Origin of the sequence: Flavobacterium sp. Arc2 (genome assembly GCF_041431385.1) — a bacterium.
In the GTDB taxonomy this organism is placed as follows: domain Bacteria; phylum Bacteroidota; class Bacteroidia; order Flavobacteriales; family Flavobacteriaceae; genus Flavobacterium.
The window spans coordinates 26,883-42,117 of sequence record NZ_JASMRH010000035.1; the positions used below are offsets into that span (position 1 = coordinate 26,883).

At 35.3% G+C, this 15,235-nt stretch carries 10 protein-coding genes; 6 read left to right on the plus strand and 4 right to left on the minus strand.

The window, feature by feature from the left end; all coding sequences use genetic code 11:
• Position 1: 1 nt before the first annotated feature.
• The 4 genes from porV (at position 2) to QO182_RS17875 (ending at position 4,543) form a co-directional block, all read left to right on the plus strand.
• The gene (gene porV, locus QO182_RS17860) at positions 2 to 1,171 is read left to right on the plus strand and encodes a type IX secretion system outer membrane channel protein PorV (RefSeq protein ID WP_371563191.1); all 1,170 of its coding nucleotides are present in this window, start codon (positions 2 to 4) and stop codon (positions 1,169 to 1,171) included.
• 80 nt (positions 1,172 to 1,251) lie between these two features.
• Positions 1,252 to 1,734 carry a cytidine deaminase gene (cdd, locus tag QO182_RS17865; protein WP_371542829.1) on the plus strand — a complete coding sequence of 161 codons (483 nt, stop codon included), beginning with the start codon at positions 1,252 to 1,254 and terminating at the stop codon, positions 1,732 to 1,734.
• A gap of 144 nt (positions 1,735 to 1,878) precedes the next feature.
• On the plus strand, positions 1,879 to 2,877 hold the full coding sequence (gene pdhA, locus QO182_RS17870) for a pyruvate dehydrogenase (acetyl-transferring) E1 component subunit alpha (protein ID WP_091091392.1): 999 nt from the start codon (positions 1,879 to 1,881) through the stop codon (positions 2,875 to 2,877).
• Positions 2,878 to 2,884: 7 nt separating this feature from the next.
• On the plus strand, positions 2,885 to 4,543 hold the full coding sequence (locus tag QO182_RS17875; RefSeq protein WP_371563193.1) for a 2-oxo acid dehydrogenase subunit E2: 1,659 nt from the start codon (positions 2,885 to 2,887) through the stop codon (positions 4,541 to 4,543).
• A gap of 190 nt (positions 4,544 to 4,733) precedes the next feature.
• Here QO182_RS17875 and QO182_RS17880 read toward each other — a convergent pair whose 3' ends face one another.
• Positions 4,734 to 5,972, minus strand: a complete 1,239-nt coding sequence (locus tag QO182_RS17880) for a glycosyltransferase (RefSeq protein WP_371563195.1) — start codon at positions 5,970 to 5,972, stop codon at positions 4,734 to 4,736.
• Between the two features lie 110 nt (positions 5,973 to 6,082).
• Between QO182_RS17880 and QO182_RS17885 the strand changes: the two genes are divergently transcribed.
• The gene (locus tag QO182_RS17885; protein ID WP_371563198.1) at positions 6,083 to 6,664 is read left to right on the plus strand and encodes a tRNA-(ms[2]io[6]A)-hydroxylase; all 582 of its coding nucleotides are present in this window, start codon (positions 6,083 to 6,085) and stop codon (positions 6,662 to 6,664) included.
• Positions 6,665 to 6,733: 69 nt separating this feature from the next.
• Here the strand turns inward: QO182_RS17885 and QO182_RS17890 are convergent, their stop codons facing one another.
• The 3 genes from QO182_RS17890 to QO182_RS17900 all read right to left on the minus strand — a co-directional run bounded on the left by QO182_RS17890 (position 6,734) and on the right by QO182_RS17900 (position 14,502).
• Positions 6,734 to 8,599, minus strand: coding sequence for an OmpA family protein (locus QO182_RS17890; protein ID WP_371563201.1), 1,866 nt, complete (start codon positions 8,597 to 8,599; stop codon positions 6,734 to 6,736).
• 18 nt (positions 8,600 to 8,617) lie between these two features.
• Complete coding sequence (locus QO182_RS17895) at positions 8,618 to 9,535, minus strand: type IX secretion system membrane protein PorP/SprF (RefSeq protein WP_371563204.1); 918 nt, start codon at positions 9,533 to 9,535, stop codon at positions 8,618 to 8,620.
• Positions 9,536 to 9,600: 65 nt separating this feature from the next.
• The gene (locus QO182_RS17900; RefSeq protein WP_371563206.1) at positions 9,601 to 14,502 is read right to left on the minus strand and encodes a gliding motility-associated C-terminal domain-containing protein; all 4,902 of its coding nucleotides are present in this window, start codon (positions 14,500 to 14,502) and stop codon (positions 9,601 to 9,603) included.
• Between the two features lie 355 nt (positions 14,503 to 14,857).
• Between QO182_RS17900 and QO182_RS17905 the strand changes: the two genes are divergently transcribed.
• Positions 14,858 to 15,130, plus strand: coding sequence for a transposase (locus tag QO182_RS17905; protein ID WP_371542846.1), 273 nt, complete (start codon positions 14,858 to 14,860; stop codon positions 15,128 to 15,130).
• The last annotated feature ends 105 nt before the right edge of the window (positions 15,131 to 15,235 follow it).

The following is a 15,235-nucleotide window of genomic DNA, read 5'->3' on the forward strand; positions in this document are numbered from 1 at the left end:
AATGAAGAAATTAATACTTTTCACAAACTGCTTACTCGCTTTTTCTTTTGCAAACGCTCAAGACAGAGTTATTACCACTGCAGTACCCTTTTTATTGGTATCTGCTGACGCTAGAGCCGCAGGTATGGCAGATATAGGTGTTGCTACATCTGCAGATGCTTTTTCACAACAATGGAATCCCGCAAAATATGCCTTTGCAATAGACAAGCAAGGGTTTTCCATAAGCTATACTCCTTATCTTACAGATTTAGCAAATGATATTTCTTTAGGACAATTAACATACTACAACAAAATAAGTGAACGAAGTGCTTTTGCAGGTAGTCTTCGTTATTTTGGTTTTGGCGAAATAGAATTACGTGAAACTGGAGACCCTAATGAGGTACCTAGAAGAGTTTCTCCTAATGAGTTTGCAATCGACGGTTCCTATTCCTTAAAATTAAGCGAAAAATTCTCAATGGCAGTTGCCGGAAGATACATTCGTTCAAATTTAAAAGTGGTTAGTGATAATGGAGATGCTTCTGCCGCTAGTTCATTCACAATCGATGTTGCAGGGTTCTACCAGTCAGAAGAAATGGCTTATAATGAATTTAATGGAAGATGGAGAGCTGGATTTAATATTCAAAATTTAGGTCCAAAAATCAGCTATGACAACGACGATATAAGCACAAACTTTTTACCTGCAAATTTAAAAGTGGGAACAGGATTTGATTTTATTTTAGACGATTATAATAAAGTCGCACTAAATGTTGAATTCAACAAATTACTTGTACCAACACCTCAAGATCCTGATTTAAACGGCGACGGAACAATTACTGCTGAAGAAAGAGCGCAAAATTTAGACAATTATCGATCTATCGGTTGGGTTTCTGGTGTCTTTAAATCATTTGGCGATGCGCCTGACGGTTTTAGCGAAGAAACTAAAGAAGTAACTTATGCGGTAGGAGCTGAATACTCCTACCAAGACTCTTTTGCTATGCGTGTGGGTTATTTTAATGAAAGCCCATTAAAAGGTGCTAGAAAATTCTTTTCTTTAGGAGCGGGTTTTAAATACAATGTTGTCAAAGTAGACGTCTCCTACTTATTTTCAGCTTCAAAAGTTAAAAACCCATTAGAAAATACATTACGTTTCTCTCTTACTTTTAATTTTGGAGATAAATATGATGTATATTAGCAATCTCTAAAATCAAATTAACAAATTAACAATCCAAATTTCAACACCATGAAATTTGGATTTTTTTTCCCTAAAAAACAATGAGAAACATTACTATTACTAGCCAATTTTCGGCTTATAGCTCACTCCAAGAATTACCTACTGACATTCAAAACTTGATGGAACAGGCTGTGAGCGTAAGAAAAAACGCCTATGCTCCCTACTCAAAATTCCGCGTAGGAGCCGCTATTCTATTAGATAACGGACAAATTGTTTTAGGCTCAAACCAAGAAAATGCAGCATATCCTTCAGGCCTATGCGCTGAACGTGTTGCAATTTTTCATGCAGGAGCTATTTATCCAGAAGCAAAAATTATAAAAATGGCAATTACCGCCGCTTCAGATACCAATACTACAATTAGTCCTATCCCTCCATGCGGCGCCTGCAGGCAATCAATAGCCGAATATGAAACTCGACAAGAGACTCCAATAGAGATTTATTTCATGGGAGAAACAGGTGACATTTACATGTCAGAATCCTTAAAAAACTTGTTACCATTTATGTTCGACAAAAAATTCTTGTAAAATAACCAAAAAGAAGCCTTTTAATTTTACTTCTTAGTTGGAATGTCCTATTTTTGCGATTCGCAAATTTGTGTGAGGAGACTATTTTGCGGTATAGGTACTAGTTGATAACACAATAAAAACTTTAGCAAAAGAACAATTGAGATGAAAGAAGTTACAAAAGAGGTTTATTTAAAGTGGTATGAAGATATGCTCCTTTGGAGAAAGTTTGAAGACAAACTTGCAGCATTATACATACAACAGAAAGTCAGAGGATTTTTGCATTTATACAATGGTCAAGAAGCTGTACTTGCTGGTGCATTGCATGCAATGGATTTGACAAAAGATAAAATGATTACTGCATACAGAAATCACGTTCAACCAATCGGAATGGGTGTAGATCCAAGACGTGTAATGGCTGAGCTTTTAGGAAAAGTTACTGGAACCTCTAAAGGAATGGGGGGTTCTATGCATATTTTCTCAAAAGAACACCGTTTTTATGGTGGTCACGGAATTGTAGGTGGACAGATTCCTGTAGGAGCTGGACTAGCCTTTGCAGATAAATATTTTGAAACTGGCGGAGTTACAATGACCTATTTTGGTGATGGAGCTGCTCGTCAAGGATCACTTCACGAAGCTTTTAACATGGCTATGTTATGGAAATTACCAGTAGTTTTTATCGTTGAAAACAATGGTTATGCAATGGGAACTTCTGTAGAAAGAACAGCAAACCATACTGACATCTGGAAATTAGGTTTAGGGTACGAAATGCCTTGTGGACCAGTTGACGGAATGAATCCTGTAAAAGTAGCTGAAGCAATGACTGAAGCTATTGACAGAGCAAGACGTGGTGACGGACCTACTTTCTTAGAAATGAAAACGTATCGTTATAGAGGACACTCAATGTCTGATGCGCAACTATACCGTTCTAAAGACGAAGTAGAAGAATACAAAAAAATTGATCCAATTACTCAAGTTTTAGACTTAATAAAAGATCAAAAATATGCTACCGAAGAAGAAATCGCTGCCATTGATCAAAGAGTAAAAGATTTAGTCCAAGAATGTGTAACATTCGCAGAAGAATCTGATTACCCTCCAGTGCAACAACTTTACGACGTAGTATACGACCAAGAAAACTATCCATTTATACCTCATAAACTATAAATCAATTATGGCAACAATTATAACAATGCCTCGTTTGAGCGATACTATGACGGAAGGAACGGTAGCGACTTGGCTTAAAAAAGTAGGAGATAAAATTAGCGAAGGAGATATTCTAGCTGAAATTGAAACCGACAAAGCAACAATGGAGTTTGAATCTTTCAATGAAGGAACTCTATTATATATTGGAATTCCAGAAGGAGAAACAGCACCAGTAGATTCTTTACTAGCAATCATTGGTGAAGAAGGTGAAGATGTTTCCGCTTTAATAGCAGGAAAATCAGCACCTAAGACAGAAGAAGCTAAACCTGAAGCCGACAAAGCTCCAGCTGCAGCTGAAACTACAAAAGAAGAAAAAGCCGCACCTGCAGCGGCAGCCTCTTTACCAGAAGGTGTCGTTGTAGTAACCATGCCTCGCTTAAGCGATACCATGACAGAAGGTACTGTAGCTACATGGTTGAAAAAAGTTGGTGACAAAGTTAGCGAAGGTGATATCCTTGCTGAAATTGAAACTGATAAAGCAACGATGGAATTTGAATCTTTCAATGAAGGAACCTTATTATACATCGGTATCGAAGAAGGAAATGCTGCTCCAATAGATAGTTTACTAGCAATAATTGGACCTGCAGGAACTGATGTTTCCGCTATAGCATCAAACTTCAAATCAGGTGCAAAAGCAGAAACTGCTACAACTACTGATACTGCTGAGGAAAAATCAGCTCCAGCCGAAGAAACAAAGGTAGTAGTTCAAGAAGAAGCTACAGATGGAAAAAGAATTTTAGCTTCGCCACTAGCAAAGAAAATTGCAAGTGACAAAGGAATTCAATTGACACAAGTAACAGGTTCTGGTGAAAATGGACGTATCGTGAAAAGTGATATTGAAAATTTCACTCCAACAGCGCCAACTAGTACAGTACCAGCTGCTGCACCTGCAAAAACAACAACTGCGGCTGCCGCTGCACCAAAAGTGTTTGTTCCTGCGGGAGAAGTATTTACAGAAGAGATTAAGAATTCGCAAATGCGAAAAATTATAGCTAAGCGATTAGCAGAGTCTTTATTTACTGCGCCTCATTACAACTTAACTATCGAAGTTACGATGGATGATGCAATGAAATCTAGAACTATAATCAATAGTATTCCTGATACAAAAGTTTCTTTTAATGACATGGTGATCAAATCATGTGCTATGGCATTAAAAAAACATCCAAAGGTTAACTCTCAATGGAAAGAAGATGCAATTACAATCAACCATCATGTTAATATTGGTGTTGCTGTAGCTGTAGAAGATGGATTAGTTGTTCCTGTATTGAAATTTACAGATGCAATGAGTCTCTCTCAAATTGGAGGAAGCGTAAGAGATTTAGCAGGAAGAGCTAAAAACAAAAAATTATTACCTACCGAAATGGAAGGAAGTACTTTTACTGTTTCTAACTTAGGAATGTTTGGTATCGTAGAATTTAATTCTATCATCAACCAACCTAACTCTGCAATCCTATCAGTAGGAGCGATTGTAGAGAAACCAGTGGTTAAAAACGGTCAAATCGTAGTAGGAAACACTATGATGTTGTCTCTTGCTTGTGACCACCGTACTATCGATGGAGCAACTGGAGCACAGTTCTTACAAACATTAAAACAATACATAGAAAACCCAGTTACGATGCTTGCATAATTACTGATTCTTTATAAATCTAAAACCCGTCTTGTACAAAACTTGACGGGTTTTTTATTTGAGCATAACCTCGCTTCCAATATTATTACAGCGCAGTCGCGTTGTACGTTAGCCTTCTTACTCTATTACATTCCGCAAAATGATAGCGCTACCATCCCTAATCTAAAAATTAAAACGTGTAATAAACAATCTAAACCTTATTCTTCTCCTCAATCCATTTTGACATATACATAGTACTTTTCAAGGTATGATGCTGAAGCAAAGACCCCATGAAATTATTCAAACGATGCTGCTGTAAATTAGCTTGTAGGTTTTTTATATGCTCTATAAAATCGTCTTCATATAATTCTCTTAAATAACGCAGATTAATTATATCAACTCCGTTTTTTTGCGCCTGAAGCCAAGTGCTTCTATCATCATACAAACGCACTGAATCCTTTGCAAAAACTAACGGATCGTCCGTTACAAATCCATTCCATGGTAACCCGCCGTGCATCGATTCCGCCCCAATAGTCGTCGTAACACTTGGCGTCCCACATTGCATAGCTTCTAATAGTTTCCCTTTAATACCTGCTCCAAAACGTAAAGGTGCTAAAACTACACGCGCTTGTCGAACTACTTCATATGCATTAGCAGCACGACCTTTTATTATAAAGCGTTCCTTACTATTGTTCAGTTGTAATACTTTTTGCGAAGGATAAGCACCATAGACATGTAAAATTGCATCGGGTAACTGCTTTTTTATAAGAGGCCAAATACTTTCTTTTAAATATTGCACTGCATTCCAATTGGGCTCATGTAAAAAATTACCAATAAAAATAAAATTTTTTCTTTCTTCAAATGAGGGCAATTTATCTACATTAGACATTCCTTCCGATAAAAAAGGCAAATAAAACAATAATGAACTTTCAATTTTAAATATTCCTCTAAGCAGTTCCATTTCATATTCTGAAATCATCAGAGACAAATCGCAACGCAAAATGCTAGCTATTTCTCTTTTCGCTACTTCTTCCACCAGTAAATCAATTTCCACAAAAGGCCTTTTCTCTTTAAAAGCTTTCTGACGCGCTACTCGCAAGCAATGCAAATCTTCAGTATCTAACAATCGTAAGGCATCTGGACAATTTTCGCTTACGCGCCAACCAAATTGCTCTTCCATCATAAACCGATCAAACAATACTATTGACGGATTTAGTTCTTTTACGAAATCATCAAAACTGGAACTATTTAAAGTAATAGTTTGTTTTACTACTCCTTCTAATTCAAGGTCTACCATAAAATCACTATTCATCGCAGGACTTGCAAATGTCACAATAAATCCTTCCTCTTTAAAAAGAGAAATCAACTGTAACATTCTGGTCCCAGCAGCCGAAGAATTAGGTTCTGGCCACACACTACCAATTATTAAAAGCTTTTTTACTTGACTCATTTTAGTATTTAAATTCGATTACAAAATAATACAATTTAAACCTCTAAACCATCATTAAAACAAGAAATCAGAAAGAAAACACTAATTTTGCTATAATTAAATAAAATCATATGTTAGGATTAAAATTAGTCACAGACCCAAGATGGGTAAATATAGTTGAATCAAATATCGAAGAAATTTTGACAGACCATGCCTGGTGTGAACAAAAGGCAGCTTCGAATGCGATAAGCCTTATCACGCAAAATCCGGAAAAAGAAGAATTGGTCACCGAATTGATGATTATTGCTAGAGAAGAACTAGAACACTTACAGATGGTGCACGATTTAATAAAAAGCAAAGGACTAAGTTTGGGGCGTGAACATAAGGATCATTATGTAAATGAATTATTCAAATTCATGAAAAAAGATGGAAGTCGCAATGATGCATTATGTGAGCGTCTATTATTTTCAGCTATGATTGAAGCACGAAGCTGCGAACGATTCAAAGTATTATCAGAAAACATAAAAGATCAAGTATTAGCTAAATTTTACAGAGACCTAATGATTTCCGAAGCTGGGCATTATACTATATTTCTAGGGTTTGCACGAAAATATGCTGACAACGTTGATGTTGACAAACGTTGGCAAGAATGGATTGACTTTGAAACTTCCATCATTGTAAACTACGGCAAAAACGAAACTGTCCACGGATAGCAAATAATGAAGTTAAGAATATAAAACAAGGGATGTCTTTCGATCATTCCTTGTTATACACTGTTTATATTATTTTACGATCATAAATTCTGATCGTCTGTTTGCAGCATGATCTTCTTCGCTACACTTACTACACTCTACTTTCAATTCAGATTCCCCAAATCCCTTTCCAGCTATCTTCTCAGCATTGACTCCTTTAGAAACTAGATAGTCAACAGTTGACTTTGCTCTTCTTTCTGAAAGATCCATATTATAATCATCTTTACCTCTGATATCAGTATGTGATTTTACAAAAATTGATAAATCACGATTTTGAGTCATTATATAAACTAGTTTATCCAATACTTTAACGGCTTGAGTTGTAATATCACTTCTGCTATTTTCAAAGTAAATAGGATTCAGAATGATTTCATTTTCTGTAACAACAACCTCTTCCATTGGAACTAAAAAGATAGTGACTTTTGAAGTTCCGCTCACAGTCTTTACAGCAGCGCTTCTTTGAAAAATAAAACCATCTTTATATATTTCAACAAAGTAGTCTTTGTTACAATCTACATTAAACACTACTTCACCCTTATCATTAGTTAATAATTTATCTAAGACTATATTACTTTTATCTAAAAGTGTAACTCGAGCGTTAGATAAAAAATTAGCGGTTTTAGTGTTTTCAACAACGGACACTATCTGCGATTTACAAATAGGACTTGCACTATATATATTATCAACACCCGAACGGTTACTTGATAAAAAACCCATATTTTTATCTTTATTCAAGGTGAAAGCAAAATCATCTTTTTCTGAATTTATAGGTTGACCAATATTGTTAGGAACACTCCCACTATTTAAATCTACCGAAAAAACATCATATCCACCAAAACCTATTAACCCTTTTGAGGAAAAATAGAGCATATTATCATCTGTAACAAAAGGAAAACTTTCATCACCAGGCGAATTTATCTTATTTCCTAGATTTACGGGTGTTCCAAAACCACCATCATCATTCACTTCTACCTTCCATATATCAATCCCTCCTATTGACCCAGGCATATTAGATGAGAAATAAAGCGTCTTTCCATCCTTATCAATTGACGGATTACTCGTTGAATAACTTTTACTATTAAAAGGCAATGGAGTTATAGCAGTCCATTTTCCATTTTTCTTTATTGCTTTATACAGATTAACTTGGCTTATTTTTAATTTATTGACCTTGTCTTTTTGAAATAAATCATCGTTAAAACTTTCACTGGAAAAATAAATAGTATTACCATCTTTTGATAATGAAACTGGGCCTTCGTGAAATCTTGTATTCAATTCTGTAACAGAAATAGGATCTGAATAACTACCATCTGCACTATAAGTACTTTGGTATATATCTAAAAATGGTTCGTCATTCACCCCATATGTTTTACCTCCCACATTTCTTCCACTCGAAAAATACAAGGTATTGTCGTACATTACAGCTCCAAAATCAGATTTATCAGAATTCACTTCTAATTTATTAAGCACGAACAATTTTTCCTTTTTTAGAAGTTTAGACAGGTAATCCTTATTAGTTATAAAATCAATAGACCTTTGATCATTTGGCTGTATAATTGCAAATTGTGTCATCTGAAGATCAGCATCACCATACTTGCTATTTGATTTAAGTACCTGCGCATAATTATAATATACATCCGCATTTTGCTTAACCGTGATGCTTTTTGCATACCACTTTTCAGCCTCCGCACTATTACCCATGTTAAAATTACAAGTACCAAGTTGTTTGTATACATAATTATCTGTATTTCCATTTTCAACTAGCGCTAGATATTCTTTAGCGGCATGAACATATTCATACTGCTCAAACAATTTATCGGCGTTCTTAGTCTTTTTATTTTGTGCCATTAGTGATACAGTCGTATAAACTAAAAACAATAGTATGGTAATTTTTTTCATTAATCGTAAAATTTAATATTAGAAAAATCTTGGAGAACGTGAAACTTTCTTTGGAACAAACAAATCATATAACAGAATAAATTCATGTGAGGACGGACTAGTTACCTTCAAATCCGAAATAACATGATCGTACGCATAACCGATTCTTAATTCCGGTGTTACAGCAAAATTCACCATGCCTCCAAAACTATCTTCCAATCTATATGTAGCCCCTATTTCAAATTTTTCAGTATATAAAAAGTTTGCAGATAAGTCTAAAGAAGGATTGACATTAGAAGCAGATTTTAACATAAATGACGGCTTGAACTTCAAATCATAATTAACATCAAATACATAGCCTGCAGTCAAAAAATAGTGAGATACATCCGAACCATATTCACGTCCATTATAATCTAAATGTGCCGACTTTGCTAAATTTGGAATAGAAAAGGCAACATAATAATTTTCTGAATAATAAAAAGCTCCAGCTCCTAAATTTAATGAAGCATCATTTATATCTTCCCCGAAAATACCTTCTGAAGGGTCTGGCAAGGATGATTGGATATCTCTTAAACCAACTTCATGAAATGACACACCCGCTTTTATTCCTAAAGCCAGCCGACTAGTCTCATTCAATTGTAATGTATATGAAAAATCCCCATACACATTCTGCTCAGTTACCGGTCCTATCTTATCTGAGATAAAAGACAAACCTACTCCAACATTATTACCTACTGGTGCATGTCCGGAAAAAGTAAAAGAAGTGGGAGCACCTTCAATATTAACCCATTGTTTTCTGTATAAAGCTCCAAAAGAAATACTTTCTTTTGAACCTGCATATGCAGGATTAACGACATTCATATTATACATATACTGCGTATAGTGAGGGTTCTGTTGCGAATATGAATTCATATAGGCAATAAGAACTAAAAGAGAGCTCAAAAATATTTTATTCATATCTATTTGTGTTTCGTTTTTTTCATCCAGAAACTAGTCATGGATTCTAAAAATAAATTAATTTACTATTTTTCTCTGATTAGATAGATCCAACCTGTTTTTGTTTCTCCTTTGTTAAATTCTATTACATAATAATAAGTTGCACTTGGAAGATTATCTCCTTCATTTGATTGGCCTTTCCATTGATCTGTATAATTAGATTGCTCGTAAACTTTAATTCCATATCTATTAAATATTTCTAGTTTTCTAACACCCATTAATCTTAAGTCAAAAGATTCATTCATACCGTTTCCATCAGGAGAAATTCCTTTTTGAATATTGCAATGTATAGATTCTACCGTAACGTTATTTGTAGTCTCGCACCCTGTTGATGCAGAACTAACCTTTAAACTATAAGTCAACGGAAAAATAGTGCTAGTTACAATTGAACCTAATAAATTGGAAACGTTTAACATATTAGAATTACTTCCTACTGTTACTCCAAAATTATCTTTCCATTCATACACCACATTGTTACTATCATAAGAGTTTTGTAATGCGTTTGCTCTTAATACATAATCCTTACCCTCACAATTACCCGATATTTGAAATTGAATCTGTGCAGGAACTAGATTAATGGTTTGTGCTACTCCTTTTAATTCGCATGAAACATTATTTTTAAAACGTACAGTTGGCGTATAATTCCCCGGAACTAAAAGTGTAAAAATAGGACTATCTTGAAAACCGTTTCCTATGCTATACTCAACGCCTGTTTGTGCAGAAATTGCGATTGTTCCTGTTGGAGTTAAACAAGTTGGCTGAGAGAAGCTAATAACAGTTGGTTTTAATGGCACTGCCGCAATAGTCAATGTTACTTTTGTTTTCGAACCGCTTGAGCAGCTTCCTACTGAAGATTCTGCATAGAAGGTTTTGGTCCCAACACCAACCTGAATTGGATTAACAACAACACTACCTCCTATTGCACTAGTATACCAAGTGATTGTAGCTCCTGCTGCTGTCGCGGTTGCCGTCAATGTTTGCGTTGTGGTTCCGTCAGAACAAACAGTTTGATCAGCTCCTACGGGATTTGGAACAACACCCACAATTGACAAACTAACAGCAGTACGTGTCAAACTTGGACAAGTTCCATTAGATGACTCTGCATAGTAAGTAACGTTTCCTACCGCACTCAATATTGGATTAGAAACAACAGTTCCACTAGTTGCTGCAGTGTACCAAATTAATGTTTCACCAGTGCCAACAGTTGCTGTTGCAGTTAATGTTTGTATTGGATTTTGAATACATTCTGTTTTATTTCCTCCACTTACCGCTAGTGCAGGAGATGGATTTATAGTTATAGAAACTGCTGTTCGTGATGCACTAACACAAGAAGTTGCATTATTTACAGTTTCCGCATAATAAATAATTGTCCCCAATGTATTTAATGTAGGATTTGATACTATGTTACCTCCAGTGGAAGCATCATACCATACTACTGACTCTCCTGCTTGAGCTGTCGCCGTCGCAGTTAAAGTTTGAATTGGTGATAAACCACATTCTATTTTATCTCCACCACTTATCGGTTTAATAGGTTTTGGATTGATAGTTAAAGTCACAGCGGCACGTGAATCACTTACACAAAAGGCAATGTTCTTAATAGATTCCGCGTAATATGTCACCGTCCCTAATGAACTTAAAGAAGGATCTGAAACTACATTCCCCCCCGTAATGGCATCATACCATATTACCGTCACTCCATCTTGGGCTGTCGCGGTAGCAGTTAAGGTCTGAATTGGCGATGATGCGCAAACCGTTTGATTCCCTCCACTTACTGGTACTAATGGCTTTGGATTTAAAGTTAAAGTAACTGCTCTACGCGAATCACTTACACAAGCTGTAGCATCATTTACAGATTCCGCATAATAAATAATTGTCCCCAAGGTACTTAGTGAAGGATTTGATACTACATTACCTCCAGTGGAAGCATCATACCATACTACTGATTCTCCTGCTTGAGCTGTCGCTGTAGCAGTCAAAGTTTGAATTGGCGATAAAGCACATTCTATTTTATCTCCACCACTTATCGGTTGCACTGGGTTTGGATTGATTGTTAAGGTCACAGCAGTACGTGAATCACTTAAGCAGGCACTAACATTATTATATGCTTCTGCATAATAAGTTATAGTTCCTATGGAATTCAAAGTTGGACTTGCTACCACTGAACCGCCTGTTGCAGCATCATACCAAACTACCGACTCTCCAGATTGAGCAGTAGCTTTTGCTGTCAAAGTTTGTATTGGTGATAAAGCACATTCTCTCCTACTATCTCCACTTATTGGACTAATAGGCTTTTGATTAATCGTTAAACTTACAGCAGTACGAGTATTACTGATACATCCGTTTTCGTTCTTTACAGTTTCTGCATAATAAGTAACAGTACCTATAGAATTCAATATTGGACTTGCCACCACTGAACCGCCTGATACAGCATCATACCAAACAATAGATTCGCCAGAACCTACTGTTGCTTTCGCTGTTAAAGTTTGAAGCGGTGATTGAGAACATTCTACTTGACTACCTCCAGTTACAGGTTTCGTTGGATTGCGGCTTATAGTTAGAGTAACAGCAGTACGCAACTCATTTACACATGAGTTAATACTAGTAGATGCTTGGGCATAATAGGTGATGGTGCCTATTGAACTTAAGGTCGGATTTACTACAATACTACCTCCAGTTGCTCTATTATACCATACTAATGATTCTCCCGAAGCCACACTTGCTGTCGCCCTTAGCGTTTGTATTGGCGACATCACACATTCTGATATATCACCACCGCTTACTGGTTCAGCAGCTTTTGGGTTAATCGTTAATGTCACAGCAGTACGAGTAGCACTTTTACATACAGTTACATTATTTTCTGCTTGTGCATAATATGTAATTGTTCCAACCGTATCAAGAATAGGATTTGCAACTATATTATCAGCTGCAGCAGAATCATACCAAACAACTAACTCTCCACTTCCTACAGAAGCACTTGCAATCAAAGTCTGTATTGGCGTTAACTCGCATACCACTTGATCACCTCCACTTACAGGACTAGCAGGCTGAATTGGAATATTATTTATAGTTACAACAGACGTAGAATTAGACCTACATGTTGCGTCTCCTATATTTCTAACATAAAGTATATAATTATCAGGAGCTAATTCAGTAAAAACGCTAGATGCTTGATAATTAATACCATCTAAACTGTATTCAACATTTATTTGTGCAGCAATCAGAATTGTTCCGGAGTGCACATTACAAGTTGGTTGACTAACACTTTCCGCACTAGGCTCTGAAGGAGGAGTAGTCACCTCATTAATTATGACAAACGCCTCTGAAGCGTTAACACAAGTATAATCACTCGCTTTTCTAATATATAAAGTATAACTGTTAGGAATAAGATTTGTAAAAACATTTGAGCTTTGGTAATTAATTCCATCAATACTATACTCTGCTCCATTTTGTTCCAAAATTTCAATTCTTCCAAGATAAACAGAACAAGTAGGCTGAATAACTGTTGAAGCTACTGGTTTTTCATAAAAGTAAACAGGAAAGTAAGCATTCGTATAACAAGGAGTTAGCGCAGACGAAGAAAAAACAACTGGATTAGGATCTTTTACATTATAGTCAACTGCTGAGCTTCCAAAATCCGCACTACTAATAGTCTCTGGACTTAGGAAAGAGTTTGTTACATTGTAATTACTCTCATCGGTATCTTGCATTGTAAAGGCAAAGAACTTAATATCCCCTGTGGTATACCCGATCAGAGACTTTAATATTTCGACTTCAAAACCTAAATTGTAATCTGTGGTACCTGCGTTATTTTTATTTACTCCAAAAACACCAGAAGGAGAACCAGACATCGCACTACCTATAGGAGTTCTAACAGACTCCCCACTTTTTAATTCAATAACATCAGCAAAAAAAATATCTTGAGAGGCAGCTTTTGAGATTACTAAACAATAATCCGCCTGAAAATACGAATCGAAAGTACTCGGATTGTTGTTAAAATAATTAAATCCTTTAATTGTAGACGATCCTACAACATCACCGTAATTTGACACATTAAAACCTCCAGTTTTAGAATCTAAAAAAACCAAAAGACTTATGTCTTTACTTACCTTCCCAGCAATTCCAAAAACTAATTTATCCTCCTCAGGGCTAACTTTTAGAGCATTAATATAACCGACAGAAGCGTTAGGAGATAACGATGCTGAAAGACTATTTTCCTCAAGCGGACCAGTTCCCCAAGCAGATTCAGTCATAGAACCATCAATAGTTTTATTAAATCTTGTACGAACACTTACTGTTTGTCCATTAGTTAACGTACTTGTTGTAAACGTCCTACTTAACGACATAGCTTGTTGTACTGCTCCCTCTACAGAAAATTCAAATAAATCCCCACCACCAACAGCACTAAATAGTACTGACGTACCTGGACACAATACATTAATTGCACTATTACCTGGTGACACAGTCAAAAAAACAGAAGGAGGCGATAGATATACAGAAGCAACTACAGGAACTCGAATACTTATTTCAGCTGTCGTTTTTGATCTGCTTCTAACATAATAGGTCTTTGTTGTTTTTATACTCGGACTATAGACAAATCCAGTATACAAAGGTGATGTAGAATTCTGACTAGAAAACCACTCTATTATTTCATCTCCATTTACACCATTAGCATAAACATTAACTTGAACAAAATTCACACCATCTCCACAAGAACTCCCTGCTATTGTAGAAGGAGGAGGCAGGACAGCCTCAACCATAATTATCTTTGCTGTTTTTTTTAATTTTTGAACAGGATCAATTACATTAGAAATTATTGAATCCTTTAAATACAACTCACGGATATTTACATTTTTAACAATAACGCCAGCTATCATTGCATTATTTACAACCGAAAAAAACAATAAAAATAAAAGTAATTTATTTTTCATAGAATAAGTTTTGTTATTAATATGTGTAGATAGAACAAGAGAAATATTTTAACTGACTAAAAGTATATTATTATTTTTACCAGACAAATGAAATATTAATATAAAATTAACAATAAAGGGCAATAAGTTAAATAATACCCAATAAAATTGAATGTTTAACAACATACTAAATATATTTCAAACAAAAATTATTTTCGAAATAAAAAAATAAATAGTACCTAAACAAACTGTCTTTCTCTTACAAACCAACTTAAAACAAAAATGGACCAAAAGCCAAGAACAAAGAGCGAAGCTACTATTTGAATTGTATCCACATATTAAAAAAGAATATGCTTTATCACAGCAATTATGAACTATCTGCAACAGTACTAATGATAAAAATGTTGCTATATTAAAATTAGCGCATTGGTATAGAAAAATGGAGGAATCAAGTTTTAAAAACTTTAATATCGTTCTCAATACCATAACCGTCAATTATAATTCAATATTAAACTACTTTGATAATCGAAGTATAAATGCTTCTGCAGAATCTTTTAATGCAAAAAAAATTAAAGGGTTCAGAAGTCAGTTTATAGGAGTTCGGAAAATCGACTTTTTCTTGTTCAGATTATCTAACCTTTTTGGATAATCCCCAACTTTTGCGCTTGATCCACTTTTTCGGATCAGGAACAAAACCTGGGGAGAAGTTTTGCAAAAATGAATATTTTTGCATAATTAACTTTGAGATATGACT

Coding starts and splice junctions, on each gene's coding strand:
- porV (WP_371563191.1), top strand. CDS start 2: ATGAAGAAATTAATACTTTTCACAAACTGCTTACTCGCTTTTTCTTTT.
- cdd (WP_371542829.1), top strand. CDS start 1,252: ATGAGAAACATTACTATTACTAGCCAATTTTCGGCTTATAGCTCACTC.
- pdhA (WP_091091392.1), top strand. CDS start 1,879: ATGAAAGAAGTTACAAAAGAGGTTTATTTAAAGTGGTATGAAGATATG.
- QO182_RS17875 (WP_371563193.1), top strand. CDS start 2,885: ATGGCAACAATTATAACAATGCCTCGTTTGAGCGATACTATGACGGAA.
- QO182_RS17880 (WP_371563195.1), bottom strand. CDS start 5,972: ATGAGTCAAGTAAAAAAGCTTTTAATAATTGGTAGTGTGTGGCCAGAA.
- QO182_RS17885 (WP_371563198.1), top strand. CDS start 6,083: ATGTTAGGATTAAAATTAGTCACAGACCCAAGATGGGTAAATATAGTT.
- QO182_RS17890 (WP_371563201.1), bottom strand. CDS start 8,599: ATGAAAAAAATTACCATACTATTGTTTTTAGTTTATACGACTGTATCA.
- QO182_RS17895 (WP_371563204.1), bottom strand. CDS start 9,535: ATGAATAAAATATTTTTGAGCTCTCTTTTAGTTCTTATTGCCTATATG.
- QO182_RS17900 (WP_371563206.1), bottom strand. CDS start 14,502: ATGAAAAATAAATTACTTTTATTTTTATTGTTTTTTTCGGTTGTAAAT.